Source organism: Thioalkalivibrio paradoxus ARh 1 (genome assembly GCF_000227685.2).
In the GTDB taxonomy this organism is placed as follows: Bacteria; Pseudomonadota; Gammaproteobacteria; order Ectothiorhodospirales; family Ectothiorhodospiraceae; genus Thioalkalivibrio; species Thioalkalivibrio paradoxus.
Genome location: NZ_CP007029.1, coordinates 301,993 through 316,244 on the forward strand (window position 1 = coordinate 301,993; position 14,252 = coordinate 316,244).

Annotated in this window: 17 protein-coding genes; 9 read left to right on the top strand and 8 right to left on the bottom strand. The window is 67.8% G+C overall.

Features of this window, described 5'->3' with window-relative positions:
- Positions 1-28: 28 nt before the first annotated feature.
- A complete protein-coding gene (locus THITH_RS18880) occupies positions 29-238 on the top strand; it encodes a hypothetical protein (protein ID WP_084222592.1) in 210 nt (69 codons plus the stop codon).
- A 204-nt stretch (positions 239-442) separates the two neighbouring features.
- Here THITH_RS18880 and THITH_RS01390 read toward each other — a convergent pair whose 3' ends face one another.
- Complete coding sequence (locus THITH_RS01390; RefSeq protein ID WP_006746307.1) at positions 443-1,774, bottom strand: DEAD/DEAH box helicase; 1,332 nt, start codon at positions 1,772-1,774, stop codon at positions 443-445.
- Between the two features lie 119 nt (positions 1,775-1,893).
- On the opposite strand from THITH_RS01390, the gene trxA reads away from it, so the two are divergent.
- Positions 1,894-2,220: a thioredoxin TrxA gene (gene trxA / locus THITH_RS01395; protein ID WP_006746306.1), complete on the top strand. Its 327-nt coding sequence runs from the start codon at positions 1,894-1,896 to the stop codon at positions 2,218-2,220.
- A 209-nt stretch (positions 2,221-2,429) separates the two neighbouring features.
- On the top strand, positions 2,430-3,689 hold the full coding sequence (rho, locus tag THITH_RS01400; protein ID WP_006746305.1) for a transcription termination factor Rho: 1,260 nt from the start codon (positions 2,430-2,432) through the stop codon (positions 3,687-3,689).
- Between the two features lie 17 nt (positions 3,690-3,706).
- On the opposite strand, the gene THITH_RS01405 is transcribed toward rho, so the two are convergent.
- The 5 genes from THITH_RS01405 to rph all read right to left on the bottom strand — a co-directional run bounded on the left by THITH_RS01405 (position 3,707) and on the right by rph (position 6,786).
- Positions 3,707-3,958 carry a transcriptional antiterminator, Rof gene (locus THITH_RS01405; RefSeq protein ID WP_006746304.1) on the bottom strand — a complete coding sequence of 84 codons (252 nt, stop codon included), beginning with the start codon at positions 3,956-3,958 and terminating at the stop codon, positions 3,707-3,709.
- Positions 3,955-4,152: a CPXCG motif-containing cysteine-rich protein gene (locus THITH_RS01410; protein WP_025367174.1), complete on the bottom strand. Its 198-nt coding sequence runs from the start codon at positions 4,150-4,152 to the stop codon at positions 3,955-3,957. The genes THITH_RS01405 and THITH_RS01410 overlap by 4 nt, the downstream gene beginning before the upstream one ends.
- Positions 4,136-5,350 (bottom strand): radical SAM family heme chaperone HemW, encoded by a 1,215-nt coding sequence (hemW, locus tag THITH_RS01415; protein WP_006746303.1) that lies wholly within the window; start codon positions 5,348-5,350, stop codon positions 4,136-4,138. Before hemW ends, THITH_RS01410 begins: the two co-directional genes overlap by 17 nt.
- Before the next feature lie 61 nt (positions 5,351-5,411).
- Positions 5,412-6,023, bottom strand: coding sequence for an RdgB/HAM1 family non-canonical purine NTP pyrophosphatase (gene rdgB / locus THITH_RS01420; RefSeq protein ID WP_006746302.1), 612 nt, complete (start codon positions 6,021-6,023; stop codon positions 5,412-5,414).
- 46 nt (positions 6,024-6,069) lie between these two features.
- The gene (rph, locus tag THITH_RS01425) at positions 6,070-6,786 is read right to left on the bottom strand and encodes a ribonuclease PH (RefSeq protein WP_006746301.1); all 717 of its coding nucleotides are present in this window, start codon (positions 6,784-6,786) and stop codon (positions 6,070-6,072) included.
- Positions 6,787-6,894: 108 nt separating this feature from the next.
- Here rph and THITH_RS01430 point away from each other — a divergent pair, with 108 nt between their 5' ends.
- From THITH_RS01430 to THITH_RS01445, 4 genes are all read left to right on the top strand, one after another.
- Positions 6,895-7,761, top strand: coding sequence for a YicC/YloC family endoribonuclease (locus tag THITH_RS01430; RefSeq protein WP_006746300.1), 867 nt, complete (start codon positions 6,895-6,897; stop codon positions 7,759-7,761).
- 81 nt (positions 7,762-7,842) lie between these two features.
- Positions 7,843-8,274 carry an Hsp20/alpha crystallin family protein gene (locus THITH_RS01435; protein ID WP_006746299.1) on the top strand — a complete coding sequence of 144 codons (432 nt, stop codon included), beginning with the start codon at positions 7,843-7,845 and terminating at the stop codon, positions 8,272-8,274.
- 149 nt (positions 8,275-8,423) lie between these two features.
- A complete protein-coding gene (locus THITH_RS01440; RefSeq protein ID WP_006746298.1) occupies positions 8,424-9,320 on the top strand; it encodes a DnaJ C-terminal domain-containing protein in 897 nt (298 codons plus the stop codon).
- Positions 9,321-9,417: 97 nt separating this feature from the next.
- Positions 9,418-10,767 carry a DegQ family serine endoprotease gene (locus tag THITH_RS01445; protein WP_006746297.1) on the top strand — a complete coding sequence of 450 codons (1,350 nt, stop codon included), beginning with the start codon at positions 9,418-9,420 and terminating at the stop codon, positions 10,765-10,767.
- A 38-nt stretch (positions 10,768-10,805) separates the two neighbouring features.
- Here the strand turns inward: THITH_RS01445 and THITH_RS01450 are convergent, their stop codons facing one another.
- Complete coding sequence (locus THITH_RS01450; RefSeq protein ID WP_006746296.1) at positions 10,806-11,243, bottom strand: molybdenum cofactor biosynthesis protein MoaE; 438 nt, start codon at positions 11,241-11,243, stop codon at positions 10,806-10,808.
- 4 nt (positions 11,244-11,247) lie between these two features.
- Positions 11,248-11,481 carry a MoaD/ThiS family protein gene (locus THITH_RS01455; protein WP_006746295.1) on the bottom strand — a complete coding sequence of 78 codons (234 nt, stop codon included), beginning with the start codon at positions 11,479-11,481 and terminating at the stop codon, positions 11,248-11,250.
- Between the two features lie 46 nt (positions 11,482-11,527).
- Between THITH_RS01455 and moaC the strand changes: the two genes are divergently transcribed.
- Positions 11,528-12,019, top strand: coding sequence for a cyclic pyranopterin monophosphate synthase MoaC (moaC, locus tag THITH_RS01460; protein ID WP_006746294.1), 492 nt, complete (start codon positions 11,528-11,530; stop codon positions 12,017-12,019).
- A complete protein-coding gene (locus tag THITH_RS01465) occupies positions 12,016-14,247 on the top strand; it encodes an AsmA family protein (protein ID WP_006746293.1) in 2,232 nt (743 codons plus the stop codon). Before moaC ends, THITH_RS01465 begins: the two co-directional genes overlap by 4 nt.
- Positions 14,248-14,252 lie beyond the last annotated feature (5 nt).

Sequence of the window (14,252 nt, forward strand, 5' to 3'; positions counted from 1 at the left end):
GTGAAAGAACCCGAGGCGCGCGTCCGGGGTGTCCTGTAGGGCGGAAAAGCGCAGCGTCATCCGCCGCTCGGCGTTCGCGCCTCCCTGGCGCCTGCGGCAACCCCGGCGCTGGATGGCGGATGACGGCCTTCGGCCTTTTCCGCCCTACGTCTCTTTCATCATCGAGGGTGGCCGCTGGCCAAGACAGTTGGTGGGGTCTCACTTGGCACTTCCCCGGTGCCGGCCGGAACCTGAGTAGGCGACTCTTCGATCCGTGCCGAGCCTGGGAGCCTGTTGGATTGGTGCGGCTCCTGGTGATGCCCCCGCTCCGGATGATGTGAGCGGGGGTGTTTCTGTCGGGCCATGGGCGCTGTCCATGCGCGTTCACGGTCCCTTTGGCGGCCCGGGCCGGGGTGGTAGGTCGGGCGCGGTTGCGGGCGGCTTTTGGCGCCGGACGGGCGGATCAGGAGCTGGGGGCGGGGCGGCGCGGCCGCCGGCCTCCACCGGGCCTGCCCGGTCCGCGGTCCGGCGTTCGGCCACCTTCCCGGGCGCTGCCACGCGGCGCGCGCCCCCGGCGTTCGTCGGGCTTGCGCCGCGCGCGCGGAGGGGGGCGCTTCAAATCCGCCGGAAGATCCTCGGGGTAGAGCATTTCGGTCGGGATGCGGCGGCCCAGGTAGGTCTCGATGTCGGGCAGATAGAATGCGGAATCTTCGCAGCCGAAGCTGATGGCGTCACCTTCCGCGCCGGCGCGGGCGGTCCGGCCGATGCGGTGCACGTAGTCCTCGCCGGACTGTGGCAAATCGAAGTTGAACACATGGGTCACGTCCGGGATGTGCAGGCCGCGGGCGGCCACGTCGGTCGCAACGAGATAGCGGTACTTGCCTTCGGCGAACTGGGACAGCAGTCGGCTGCGCTTGGTCTGCGGCACGTCGCCGGAGAGCAGCGCGGCTTTCAGTTCGTTGGCGTTCAGCCAGTCGCAGACACGCTCGGCCCAGTGCTTGGTGTTCACGAACACGATCGCGCGCTCGGGCTGCAGCTTGCGGGCAAGGCCGATCAGCAACGGAATCTTCTGCTCGTTGGCTGGGTAGTAGATGACCTGGCGGATCCGGTCCGCGGTCACGGTCTCGGCCTGCGCCTGAACCTTTTCCGGGTTGTTCATGTGCTCGTAGGCCAGTTCCATCACCCGCCAGGACAGCGTGGCCGAGAACAGCATCGACTGGCGCTCGGTTGGTGGCGAGCAGCGCCGCAGCAGGTAGCGGATGTCCTTGATGAAGCCCAGGTCGAACATGCGGTCGGCCTCGTCGAGCACCACGACCTCGACGCGCTTCAGGCCGAACACGCGCTGCTTGTGGTAGTCGATGATGCGGCCCGGGGTGCCGATCAGCACGTCGGCCCCCGCCTGAAGCTCCTCGCGTTGCCGTTCGTAGCCGGTGCCACCGTAGGCGAGCGCGAATTTCAGGCCGGTGTGGGCGCCCAGCAGCAGAGCGTCCTTGTGGATCTGGATCGCGAGTTCGCGTGTCGGCGCCAGCACCAGCATACGCACGTCGTTGTGGCGCCGGCCTTCAGGCGGGTCGCGCCGCAGGAGCCGGTCGAAGGCCGCCAGCAGAAAGGCCGCCGTCTTGCCCGTCCCGGTCTGGGCCTGGCCGGCGACATCGTGGCCAGCCAGCGCGATCGGCAGCGTCAGTGCCTGGATCGGCGTGCAGTATTCGAAGCCGGCCTCGCGGATGCCCTGCAGGACCGGTTCGGGCAGGTCGAGATCGGCGCAGCGGGTGCGTTCCGGAGTCGCTTCGGTCATGAGTCTTCCAGGGGCAGAAACAGCCGGTTCACTTGAATTCACCTGCGATTGTGTTCGATAGTAGCGGGCGTAAGCGGACCCGCGTTCCGCGCCCCGCAGCCCAATGACGAGGATTCGGAGTGAGCGTAAACATTCATCATATCTCGGACGCCAGTTTCGAGGCGGACGTTCTCAAATCGGACCGGCCCGTGCTGGTCGACTACTGGGCCGAATGGTGCGGCCCGTGCAAGATGATCGCCCCGATCCTGGACGAGATTGCGCAAGAATACGACGGCAAACTCAAGGTTGCCAAACTCAACATCGACGAGAACCCCGGAACGCCGCCTCGGTACGGGATCCGCGGGATCCCGACGCTGATGCTGTTCAAGGATGGCGACGTCGAGGCGACCAAGGTCGGCGCACTGAGCAAATCGCAACTGACCGCCTTCCTCGACCAGCATCTCTGATCCGACCAACCGGCCGCGTTAAGCGGCCGGTGCTCCCGGCGCCGGGCCTGTGCGGTCTGGCGCAAAGGCTTGCCTGGAACGCCAAGCTCGCCTATATTCCGCACGTGCGCCCGCTTAGGGGCGCCCCTGCCTCCCCTGCCAAGCCCGTCGCGATCCGACCTTCGCCTGGCGATCCTGTACCTACTTACGTTGACGACAGCGCCCCCTCCATGAATCTGACCGAACTGAAGCAGAAAACTGCTGCCGAGCTCGTGGCGTTTGCCGAGTCCCAGGGCATCGACAACATGTCGCGGGCACGAAAACAGGAGATCATCTTTGCGCTGCTGAAGGCCCACGCCAAGACCGGCGAGCCGATCTTCGGCGACGGTGTATTGGAGATCCTGTCCGACGGCTTCGGATTCCTGCGCGGCGCGGACAGCTCGTACCTTGCGGGCCCGGATGACGTCTACGTCTCGCCCAGCCAGATCCGGCGCTTCGGTCTGCGCACCGGCGATACCATTTCGGGCAAGATTCGCCCACCGAAGGACAATGAACGCTATTTCGCGCTGCTGAAGGTCTCGAAGATCAATTTCGAGCCGCCGGAGAACGCGCGGCACAAGGTGCTGTTCGAGAACCTGACGCCGCTGCACCCGAACCAGCGCATGCGCATGGAGCGTGGCAACGGCTCCACCGAGGACATCACCGCGCGCGTGATCGACATGGTCGCGCCGTTCGGGAAGGGCCAGCGCGGACTGATCGTGTCGCCGCCGAAGGCCGGCAAGACGCTGATGCTGCAGAACATCGCGCAAAGCATCGCGACCAACTACCCGGACAGTTACCTGATCGTGCTGCTGATCGACGAGCGGCCCGAGGAGGTCACCGAAATGACCCGGATGGTGCAGGGCGAGGTGGTGTCCAGCACCTTCGACGAACCGGCCACCCGGCACGTGCAGGTCGCCGAAATGGTGATCGAGAAGGCCAAGCGCCTGGTCGAACACAAGCGCGACGTGGTGATCCTGCTGGATTCGATCACGCGCTTGGCGCGCGCCTACAACACCGTGGTGCCGAGTTCGGGCAAGGTGCTCACCGGCGGCGTCGACGCGAACGCGCTGCACCGGCCCAAGCGCTTCTTCGGCGCCGCGCGCAACATCGAGGAAGGCGGCAGCCTGACCATTCTCGCCACCGCGCTGGTCGACACCGGGTCCAAGATGGACGAGGTGATCTACGAGGAGTTCAAGGGCACCGGCAACATGGAGATCCATCTGGATCGCCGTATCGCCGAAAAACGTGTGTACCCGGCGATCAACGTGAACCGCTCCGGCACCCGGCGCGAAGAACTGCTGACCGAGCCCGACGAGCTGCAGAAGCTCTGGATCCTGCGCAAGTTCCTGCACGGCATGGACGATCTCGAGGCGATGGAATTCCTGCTTGGGCGCATGCAGTCCAGCAAGACCAATGCCGATTTCTTCGACATGATGCGCCGCGCCTGAGGCGCCGGGGGTTGCCGTCAGCGCCGCTCCAGTTCGGAAAACTCGACGATGCGGTCCAGCCGCACGAAGCGGCGCCGGTTCAGTTGGTCGCGTAGCAGCAGGAACTCGGCATGGCGCCGCGTGCGCAGATCCTCGGGGTAGACCACCTCGAGATGCGTGATCGCCCGGCCGACCCAGCGCAAGCGCAGCGCGCGCCGGCGCACGATGGCCAGCTCCAGCTCCGAATACCGCGCGCAGTCCATCGGCGCGTAGGGTGGTGCCTGCGTCATTCCCCCTCCCGCCAGACCGCGATTTCGGGCTCCTCGCCAGAGCCTGAGTCGACGCGCCGAAACACGATCGGCGAGCAGCAGACCGTGCAGTCCTCGACCCATTCCCGTTCCCCGCTGACCATATCGACACTGGTCTCGCCCGGCTCGCCGCACCAGGGACAGGGAAAGCTGACGAATTCAACGGGTCGGGTCATGATCGCTCAGGAAGATTTGCAGCAGGTCGTTCAGGAATTGCAGGCCCAGCGGGGTGGCGCGGAGTTGATCGGGGTCGCGACTCAAAAGGCCGCGCGCGCGTGCCTGTTCCAGCCGCGCAGCGAGCCTCTCTGGCGGCAGTCCGGTGCGTTCGCGAAACATCGCTGCCGGGACGCCGCCAGTCAGACGCAGCGCGTTGAGCATGAATTCGAAGGGCAGCGATTCGCGTGCGACCGGGGTCGCGGTGATCGCGGCAGGATCGCGCAGGTAGGCTTCGGGCTGCCGCGGTTTCGTCAGGCGTCGGATGGTTCCGTCCGCCGCGTCCGTCAGCTTGCCGTGCGCGCCCGCCCCGATTCCGAGGTAGTCGCCGAACTCCCAGTAGTTCAGGTTGTGCCGGCATTCGTTGCCCGCCGTTGCATGGGCCGAGACTTCATACCGAGTATAGCCCGCGGCCTGCAGGAGCGAGTGTCCGCGCGCGAACAACTCGTCGATCGTCTCGTCGGCCGGCAGCGGCGGCGGCCGGTGCGCGAACAGCGTATTGGGTTCGAGCGTCAGCTGGTACCAGGAGATATGGCCCGGATCCACGGCCACCGCGGTCTGGAGGTCGGTCAGGCCCTGCTCCAGCGACTGTCCGGGCAGCCCGAACATCAGATCCAGGTTCAGGCGCTCGAAGCCGGCAGCGCGCGCCTGGGCAATGGCCGCATGCGCATCGACATCGTCGTGGATCCGGCCGATCCGCTCCAGCGCGGCGGGGTCGAAGCTCTGGATTCCCAGCGACAGGCGGTTCACGCCCGCGTCACGGTAGCCGGCGAAGTATCCGCGTTCGGCGGTTCCGGGGTTCGCCTCCAGCGTGATCTCGAGATCCGGGCGCCAGGGCAGGCGCGCGCGCAGGCCGGCGAGCAGGCTTTCGATCGCCTGGGGCGAGAACAGGCTGGGGGTGCCGCCGCCGATGAAGATGCTCTCGAGCCGGCGGCCCCAGATTGCCGGGAGCTGGGACTCGAGATCCTTCAGCAGGGCGTCGACGTACGCCTCCTCGGGAAGCGCACCGCGGACCTCGTGCGAGTTGAAATCGCAGTACGGGCACTTGCGCAGGCACCAGGGCAGGTGCACGTAGAGCGCGAGCGGCGGCGGATAACGCAGCGGCGATCCGGTGCCGGATCGGGCGGTTCCGCCGGCGATGCCTGCAGCGGAGTCCGTCATGGCCTCGATCTGGAAGCGGTGCGCTGAACCGGGTGGGTGCAGCGGGCGGCGCCCGCGGGCATCAGCCGTGCGCCATGCGCCGGGTCAGCTGTGCAACCATCGAGTTCAGTGCCTGGGCCCGATGGCTGCGCCGGTTCTTGACCTGCTCCGGCACGTCTGCCGAGGTGCGCCCGTACTGCGGGAGAATGAAGATCGGGTCGTAGCCGAAGCCTCCGTGGCCGGAGGGCTTGGTCGCGATCAGGCCTTCCCAGGTCCCCTCGGCCAGGATCGGCGAGGGGTCTTCGGCATGCGTGAGAAAGGCCATCACGCAGCGGAAGCGAGCGGTGCGCTCCGGCCGCGGCACGCCCGCCAGCGCCTCGAGCAACTTCTCGTTGTTGTCCTGGTCGTCGGCATCCGGGCCGGCATAGCGCGCGGAATAGATGCCCGGTTGCCCGTTCAGCGCGTCGACCTCGATTCCGGAGTCGTCGGCCAGCGCGGGCATGCCGGTGTGCAGTGCCGCGTTCCGGGCCTTCAGGATCGCGTTCTCGACGAAGGTCAGCCCGGTCTCCTCTGCTTCCGGGACCGACCAATGCGACTGCGGAATCAGCTCGATGCCGATCGGCTGCAGCAAGGTCGTGAACTCGCGGATCTTGCCGGGGTTGCCAGAGGCCAGCACGAGGGGGGTCATGTTCATCGGTTCTCTTGCTTCGTGGTCTGTCGGTCGGGGCGCGCGGCACCGTTCATGCGGCCAGCGCTTCCTGTTGCCAAGCGATGATTTCGCGGATGCCTTGCTCGCCGAGTTCCAGCATTGCGTCGAGTTCATCGCGGCGGAACGCATGGCCCTCGGCGGTGCCCTGGATCTCGATCACGCCGCCGGCCTCGTTCATCACCAGGTTCATGTCGGTCTCCGCCTGCGAGTCCTCGTCGTAGTCGAGGTCCAGCACCGGAACGCCCTGATAAATGCCCACGGAGATCGCGGCGAGCTGTCCGTGCACCGGGTTGCGCTTGAGTACACCAGTCTTCAGACAGTGCGCGACCGCGTCGCGCAGTGCGACATAGGCGCCGCTGATCGCGGCAGTGCGGGTGCCGCCGTCTGCTTGTAGTACATCGCAGTCGATGATGACCTGGCGCTCGCCCAGCGCCTCGAGGTCGACGACCGCGCGCAGCGCCCGGCCGATCAAGCGCTGGATCTCCATTGTGCGGCCCCCGAGCTTGCCGCGTGCCGCCTCGCGCGCCATGCGGTCATGGGTCGCGCGCGGCAGCATGCCATACTCGGCGGTGACCCAGCCGCGGCCCTTGCCCTTCAGGAACGGGGGCACGCGGGACTCGACGGTGGCGTTGCACAGCACGCGGGTGTCGCCGAATTCGACCAGCACCGAACCTTCGGCATGGCGGGTGAAATGTCGGGTGAATCGCACCGGACGCAACTGATCCGGCTGGCGGCCGCTGGGGCGCATGAGCAGTCCTTGGAACGTGAATGAAACCCGCAAGTATACGGGAGCCGCGACGCCTGCGGGGCTACAATGGCCGTTTCGTATCACGAACTCGTTGCCAGAGGAGGCCAGATGACCGCCAGCATGACCGGATTCGCGCGCCACGCACTCGAGGTCGAGGGCCAGTTGCTGGTCTGGGAGCTGCGCAGCGTGAATCATCGCTACCTCGACCTTCGCCTGCAGCTTCCGGAGGGGCTGCGCGAGTTGGAGCCGGAGCTGCGGGCCGCGATTCAGCAGGCCATCGCGCGCGGCAAGATCGACGCCCAGCTGCGCGTCGAGGCGACCGGGGCGGATGTTCAGATCGCGTTCGACGCCGCTCGCGCGAAGGCACTGATCGGCGCCATCGGCGAGGTCGACCACATGATGGTCAACGGAGCCCGGGTTTCGCCGCTGGAAATCCTCGCCTGGCCTGGCGTGCTCGAGTCGTCGGTCAGCCCCGATGCCGATGCTCTCCGCGAGCGAGTGTTGCAGGCGTTGCGGGCGGCGATCGACGATTTGCGGGCGATGCGGGCGGCCGAAGGCGACGTGCTGCGCCAATCGCTGCAGCAGCGGCTCGACGCGTTCGCCGGTCTGGCAGCGCAGGTGCGCGAGCGCCGTCCCGAAGTGCTGCAGGAACAGCGCGAACGGCTGCAGGCGCGGATCGGGGAACTGGACCTGACACTGGATCCCCAGCGTCTCGAGCAGGAGGTGGCGCTGCTCGCGCAGCGGCTCGACGTGGACGAGGAGCTCGATCGACTCGACGGCCACGTGGCCGCGATGCGGGAGATCCTGGAGCGCGACGAGCCGGTGGGCCGGCGGCTCGATTTTCTGATGCAGGAGTTCAACCGTGAGGCGAACACCCTGAGTTCCAAGTCACACGATCTGCTGACGACCCAGGCGGCGATGGAGATGAAGGTGCTGATCGAGCAGATGCGCGAACAGATCCAGAACGTCGAATAGCGCCGGTTCGAGGCCTTGAAAAGCGCGTCTGCGGCCCCACTCTCGTGACAGGAAAAACTAGAGACCCCTGGAGGTGGAATCATGGCACTGATGCGTTACGAACCCTGGAGCCTGCTGAACCAGTTGTCGCGCGAACTCGAGCGCATGCAGGGCTCGGATCAGCGCGAAGAGCCGGCGATCACCGCGGACTGGAGCCCGGCCGTGGACATCCGCGAGGAGTCGGACGGCTACGTGCTGCACGCCGACCTGCCCGGCGTCGACCCGAAGGACATCGAGGTGCACATGGAGAGCGGCGTGCTCACGATCCGCGGCGAACGGCGTCACGAGAGCAAGGAAGAGCGCGAGAATTACAAGCGCATCGAGCGCGTCCGCGGCACGTTCTTCCGGCGCTTCTCGCTGCCCGACACCGCCGACTCCGACAACATCTCGGCGCGCTGCCAGAATGGTGTCCTGGAAGTCCGCATTCCGAAGCACGCCCAGGTGCAGCCCCGCCGGATCACGGTGGAAGGCTGACGCGCCCGCTCCGCGGGTGCAGCAACAGGGTGCGCCGCCCGAAACTCCGGTCGGCGCACCTTCGGCTGTGCGGGTGTTTGCGCGGCCGGTGTTCCGGATCAATCATGAGGGCTTCTGCCCAGTGAGCCACGAGGACAACTGACCCGCCGATGCACTTCAGGGACTACTACAAAATCCTCGGCGTGGGCCGCGGCGCCAGCCAGGACGAGATCAAGAAGGCCTACCGGCGCCTGGCGCGCAAGTTCCATCCGGACGTGAGCCAGGAGGCCAACGCCGAAGCGCGGTTCAAGGAGATCAACGAGGCCAACGAGGTGCTCGGTGATCCGGAACGCCGTGCCGCCTACGACCGACTTGGTTCCGACTGGCGCGCGGGCCAGGACTTCCGGCCGCCTCCGGGCTGGGCCGGCCGGTCGGGTGCGCGGGGCGCCGGCGCGGACGGAGGCTTCGACGGCTTCTCCGATTTCTTCGATTCGATGTTCGGCGGCCGCCCCGGGGGGCGCCGCGCCGGACCCGGTTTCCGTGCCCGCGGGGCGGATCGTTCGGCAGTCGCCGAGATCAGTCTGGAGCAGGCGCTGCATGGCACCGAGCTGACGGTGAACGGTGCCGCCGGCGAGGGCCGGCGCGTCCGGATTCCCCCGGGCGCACACAATGGCACGCGCTTGCGCGTCCGGGGGCAGGGCGCCCCGGGGATGGGCGCCGGGTCTGCCGGCGATCTGTTGCTCGAGATCCGGGTGCGCCCGGATCCGCGCTACCGGCTGGAAGGCCGCGACCTCCATCGGGATGTCCCGATTACGCCTTGGGAGGCGGCCCTCGGGGCGACCATCGAGGCGCCGACGCCCCAGGGCACGGTCAAGCTGAAGATTCCTGCTGGCTCGCAGTCCGGCAAGGTGATGCGCCTGAAGGGCCGCGGGCTTCCGGGCAAGACCCCGGGCGACCTGTACCTGCGGCTGATGATCGCGGTTCCGCCGGCCGCAGAGGCGGGCCAGTGGTACGAGGAGATGGCGCGGGTGTCCTCGTTCCGGCCCCGGGAAGGGCTGCAGCCCTGAGGCCCTGAGGCCGGTGCGCCGCGTGGCGTGAACGCGGCCGGTCGCGCGGCCGCGCTCGGTTCGTGTCGTGTTCGTATCCTGGATGCGGAGTGCAACGATGATGGCGAAGACATTCCTGGCCGTTCTGGTGCTGCTGCTGGCGGCCGTGCCGGTTCAGGCACAGCTGCCTGCTGCGGTGGATGGCGAGCCGCTGCCGACCCTGGCGCCGATGCTGGAGCGCACGGTCCCCGCGGTGGTGAACGTCGCCACCCGCGCGCTGGTGGTGGAACCGGTCAGCCCGCTGTTCGACGACCCGTTCTTCCGCCGCTTCTTCGACCTCCCGTCGCAGCAGCGCGAGCGCATCCGGCAGGGCCTGGGATCCGGTGTGGTGGTCGACGCCGGTCAGGGGCTGATCCTGACCAACAACCATGTGATCCAGCGTGCCGACGAGATCGTGGTCACGTTGCACGACGGGCGCCGTTACGATGCCGAGGTGATCGGTGCCGACCGCGAGACGGACATCGCGCTGATCCGCATCGAGGCCGACCGCCTGCAGGCGCTGCCGTTCGCCGACTCCGACGCGCTTCGAGTCGGCGACTTCGTCGTTGCGATCGGCAATCCCTTCGGGTTGGGGCAGACGGTCACCAGCGGGATCGTCAGCGCGCTGGGGCGCAGCGGTCTCGGCGTCGAGGGCTTCGAGGATTTCATCCAGACCGACGCGTCGATCAATCCCGGCAATTCGGGCGGTGCGTTGGTCAATCTGCGCGGCGAACTCGTCGGGATCAATACGGCGATCCTGGCCCGCGGTGGCGGCAACATCGGCATCGGCTTCGCGATTCCGATCAACATGGCCCGTCAGGTCCAGGAACATCTGATCGCCGATGGCGCGGTGACCCGCGGGCAGCTCGGGATCGCGGTCCAGGACCTGACGCCGGATCTGGCCCAGGCCTTCTCGCTGCAGGTGTCCAGCGGGGCGGTCGTGACCCGCGTCGAGCCCGGTTCGCCCGCCGACCGCGCGGGGCTGCGTTCCGGCGACGTGGTGCTCGAGACCGACGGCCGTCCGGTGCGCAACGCGACCGACCTGCGCAACCGCATCGGGCTGCTGCGCGTCGGGACCGAGGTCCGGCTGCGCGTCCTGCGCAATGGCCGGGAGCAGTTCGTGGTCGCCCGTATCGAGGCGCCGCAGCGCCAGGAGATCGACGGCGCGTCGATCGATGCCCGGCTCGCTGGCGCGCAGTTCGCCCGCATGCTGCAGCGCGACGGTGAACCGCGCATCGCGATCAGCGCGGTCGAGCCGCGTTCGGCGGCGGCTCGTGCCGGCCTGCGCGAGGGCGACGTGGTGCTGTCGATCAACCGGCGCGAGGTCAGCGAGCTGGACGACCTCCGCACAGCGGCCCAGGCTGGCCGGGGCGGGCTGCTATTGAACATCCAGCGCGGTGACGGTGCGTTCTTCCTGATGCTTCAATAGCGGAGGCGTCGGGGCAGCGGGCCGTTGGGCAGGGCCGCTCAGCGGCCCGGCGTGTTCTGTTCTACCCAGCGTTCGCTGCCGTCCGGCAGGCGCTCGCGCTTCCAGAAAGGGGCTTCGTGCTTCAGGCGTTCCAGGATTTCGGAACAGGCGTCGCGGGCCGCGACCCGGTGGGCCGACCAGACGGCAACCAGCACCAACGTGTCGGACGGTTCGATCGCACCGACCCGGTGCGCCACCTCGCAGGCTTCCAATGGCCACTTTGCCTCGGCTTCGGCGACGATCCGTTCCAGTTCGCGCTCGGTCATTCCCGGGTAATGTTCGAGGAACATCCCGCGCACCTCGCGCCCGTCGTTGAAATCGCGCATGCGCCCGACGAACACGGCCGCTGCGCCCAGTCGGTGCAGCGGCAGCCCGCGTTCGCGTTCCCGGATCACCGCCCAGGGATCGAACGGCTCGGCATGAAGCTGTACGGCCATCGGTCTACCCGCCGGTGACCGGGGGAAAGAACGCGACCTCGTCGCCGTCGGCGACGGGGCTGTCGAGGCGGGCGTGCGCCTGGTTCACCGCGGCCATCAGCCGCGGTGGCGGTGGTGCCCGGTGCAGGTGTTGCCAGACGTCGGCGACTGTCGCGATGCCGTCGCCCGATGGCACCTCGTCGCTTGCCCGGCCGACGTCGGCGCGCAGCCGGGCGAAGTAATGCACGGTAATCGTCACGATACGGACCTACACATCGACGGATCTGTCGAGCATTATAGCGGTGATGAGCGAACTCACACATTTTGACGCGCAGGGTCGGGCGCATATGGTCGATGTCGGCGCCAAGCCGGTCAGCCACCGGGTCGCGATTGCCGAGGGGGTGATCCACATGAAACCCGAGACTGTGGCAACCCTCCGCGCCGGAGATCACCGAAAGGGGGATGTTCTCGGCGTGGCGCGGGTCGCCGGGATCATGGCGGCCAAGCGAACCGGAGACCTGATCCCGCTCTGCCATCCGATCGGACTCACCCGGGTGGCGCTCGAATTCGATACCGGCACGGACCGAATACGGGTGCAGGCCACCTGCGAGGTGCAGGGCCAGACCGGGGTGGAAATGGAGGCGCTGACTGCGGTCAGTGTCGCGCTGCTGACCGTCTACGACATGTGCAAGGCGGTCGACCGTGGGATGCGCATCGACGCTGTGCGGCTGCTCGAGAAACACGGTGGCCGCAGCGGAAGCTGGGTCGCGGAACCTCAATCGGGAGAACCGAAATGAAATGGCTTTTCCGTCTGCTGGGCCTGCTCGGCGTCGTGGTGCTGCTCGCGGCGGTGGTTGCAGTGTACCTGGTGGCCACCTTCGACCCCGGCGCGTACCGTGAGCGCATCGAGGAGCAGGTCACCGAAGCGACCGGGCGCGAATTTCGCCTTGCCGGCGACATCGGCCTGACGCTGTTTCCCGCGATCGGCCTGCGCCTCGAGGGCGTCAGCCTTGCCAATGCGCCGGAATTCGGTGATGTCCCGTTCGCCGAGGCCGAATCGGTCGATGTCGCAGTCGCGGTGCTGCCGCTGCTGCGCCGGGAACTGGAGGTGCTGCATATCGACGCCGATGGCGTGTCCGTTGCGCTGACGCGCGAACAGGACGGCCGCAACAACTGGGACGACCTGGTCGAACGGCTGGCCGGAGAAACCGCGCCGCCCGATGCCGGCACCGAGCGCGGCGATCCCGAGCGCGCCGTGCTGGGCGATTTTTCCGTGGCAGGCGTCGATCTGACCCGGGTGCGGGTCGAATGGGACGATCGCCAGGCGGGTACGCGCATGGTGCTGGACCCCGCGAACCTGCGGCTGCGGCAGTTCCGGCCCGGGGCGGATGCGCCGCTGGAGCTGGATGGTTCGGCTCGGCTGGAACAGCAGGGCGAAATGGCCGGCGCGATGCATGTGCGGCTCGACGCGCTGCTGAACGCCGATCCTGCGGCCCAACAGTATGCACTGCGCGGCCTGGCATCCGACCTGGAACTGCAACTGCGCGGTGTGGCCGGGTTGCTGCATTCTCGCCTGACCACCGATGTATCCCTGGACCTGGCCACGGGAGTGGTCCGTATCGAGGATCTTTCCGCGGCACTTGGAGGCATGGAGCTGGCTGGGGACCTGGAAATCGGCGAGCTGGGGCGCGAGGCCGTCGTATTCGATGGGCGGCTGCGCAGCAACGTTTTCAACCCGCGCCTGCTGCTCTCCGAGCTGGGGCTGCCTGCCCCGGACACCGCCGATCCTTCGGCGCTGCAGCGCATGGAGCTGGAACTCGCGCTTTCGGGCAACGCCCGCGAGCTGGCGCTCGATCCGCTGCGGATCACGGTCGATGAGTCGACGCTGCGGGGCAACGCCGGTGTCCGGTTTGCCGAGGCGCGGCCGGCCCTGAGCTTCAGGCTGGAAGGGGATCGGCTCGATCTGGACCGCTATCTGCCACCCGAGGTCGAACAGGCACGGGTATCGGAGGCCGAGCCGCCGCCCGGCGCCCCCCCGGTTCCCGAAGAGGTTGACGTCCCGGTAGATCTTCCGGCGGAACTGATGCGCGCAGTCGACCTGGACGGGCGCTTGACGCTGGGCACGCTGACGCTGCTGGGCCTGACTCTGGAGTCGATCGAGATCAATCTGCGGGCCCGCGATGGCGAGTGGAAGGTTGAGCCTTTCAGCGGGCGCGGGTACGAAGGCAGGATCGAGGGGCAGGCCACGGCGGATGCGAGCGCAGAGGTGCCTCGCTACGCTCTGGCGGTATCGCTTACCGGGGTCGCGATCGAGCCGCTGCTGGCGGCGTTCAGGCAGGATGAAAGCCGTCTGATCGGTACCGGCAACCTGGCACTGGACGTCACCGCCGCCGGTGCCAGTGTCGGGGCGCTGACCTCCAGCCTGAATGGCAGCGGTAATATGCGCTTCGCCGACGGTGCGGTCCGCGGAATCAACATCGCCAGGATCATCCGCCAGGCCGATGCACGGCTGCGGGGGGAAAGGCCTGAGGACGACGGCGAGCCCAACCAGACCGACTTTACCGAACTGAGCGGCAGCTTCCGGATCGTCGATGGCGTGGTGCACAACGACGATCTCGCGGCCAGTTCGCCGCTACTGCGGGCCACGGGGCGCGGTTCGGCAGATCTTCCCGAGCAGGCGCTCGATTACCGCGTCGACGCGACGCTGGTGGCCACGATCGAGGGGCAGGGGGGGCGCAGCCTCGACGACCTGCGCGGAGTCAACCTGCCCATCCGCATCACCGGAGCCTTCGCCGAACCACGCTTCCGGCTCGACCTCGACGATGTGGTCCGGGAACGCGTCGAGGACCGCGTCCGGCGCGAGGCGGGGCGGCTGCAGGAACGTCTGCTGGAACGGCTCGGGGTCGAGGATCGTGATGCCGATGTTGACGCTGATGCCGACGCCGATCCGGCGGCCCCAGCCGAAACGCCTTCCGGGTCCCGGATCGAGGATGAGTTGCAGCGCCTGCGGGATCGTCTTCGCTAGCCAGC

Coding starts and splice junctions, on each gene's coding strand:
- hemW (WP_006746303.1), bottom strand. CDS start 5,350: ATGACGGACTCCGCTGCAGGCATCGCCGGCGGAACCGCCCGATCCGGC.
- THITH_RS01445 (WP_006746297.1), top strand. CDS start 9,418: ATGATGGCGAAGACATTCCTGGCCGTTCTGGTGCTGCTGCTGGCGGCC.
- moaC (WP_006746294.1), top strand. CDS start 11,528: ATGAGCGAACTCACACATTTTGACGCGCAGGGTCGGGCGCATATGGTC.
- rho (WP_006746305.1), top strand. CDS start 2,430: ATGAATCTGACCGAACTGAAGCAGAAAACTGCTGCCGAGCTCGTGGCG.
- THITH_RS01405 (WP_006746304.1), bottom strand. CDS start 3,958: ATGACGCAGGCACCACCCTACGCGCCGATGGACTGCGCGCGGTATTCG.
- THITH_RS01450 (WP_006746296.1), bottom strand. CDS start 11,243: ATGGCCGTACAGCTTCATGCCGAGCCGTTCGATCCCTGGGCGGTGATC.
- rph (WP_006746301.1), bottom strand. CDS start 6,786: ATGCGCCCCAGCGGCCGCCAGCCGGATCAGTTGCGTCCGGTGCGATTC.
- THITH_RS01435 (WP_006746299.1), top strand. CDS start 7,843: ATGGCACTGATGCGTTACGAACCCTGGAGCCTGCTGAACCAGTTGTCG.
- rdgB (WP_006746302.1), bottom strand. CDS start 6,023: ATGAACATGACCCCCCTCGTGCTGGCCTCTGGCAACCCCGGCAAGATC.
- THITH_RS01465 (WP_006746293.1), top strand. CDS start 12,016: ATGAAATGGCTTTTCCGTCTGCTGGGCCTGCTCGGCGTCGTGGTGCTG.
- THITH_RS01410 (WP_025367174.1), bottom strand. CDS start 4,152: ATGACCCGACCCGTTGAATTCGTCAGCTTTCCCTGTCCCTGGTGCGGC.
- THITH_RS01430 (WP_006746300.1), top strand. CDS start 6,895: ATGACCGCCAGCATGACCGGATTCGCGCGCCACGCACTCGAGGTCGAG.
- THITH_RS01390 (WP_006746307.1), bottom strand. CDS start 1,774: ATGACCGAAGCGACTCCGGAACGCACCCGCTGCGCCGATCTCGACCTG.
- THITH_RS01440 (WP_006746298.1), top strand. CDS start 8,424: ATGCACTTCAGGGACTACTACAAAATCCTCGGCGTGGGCCGCGGCGCC.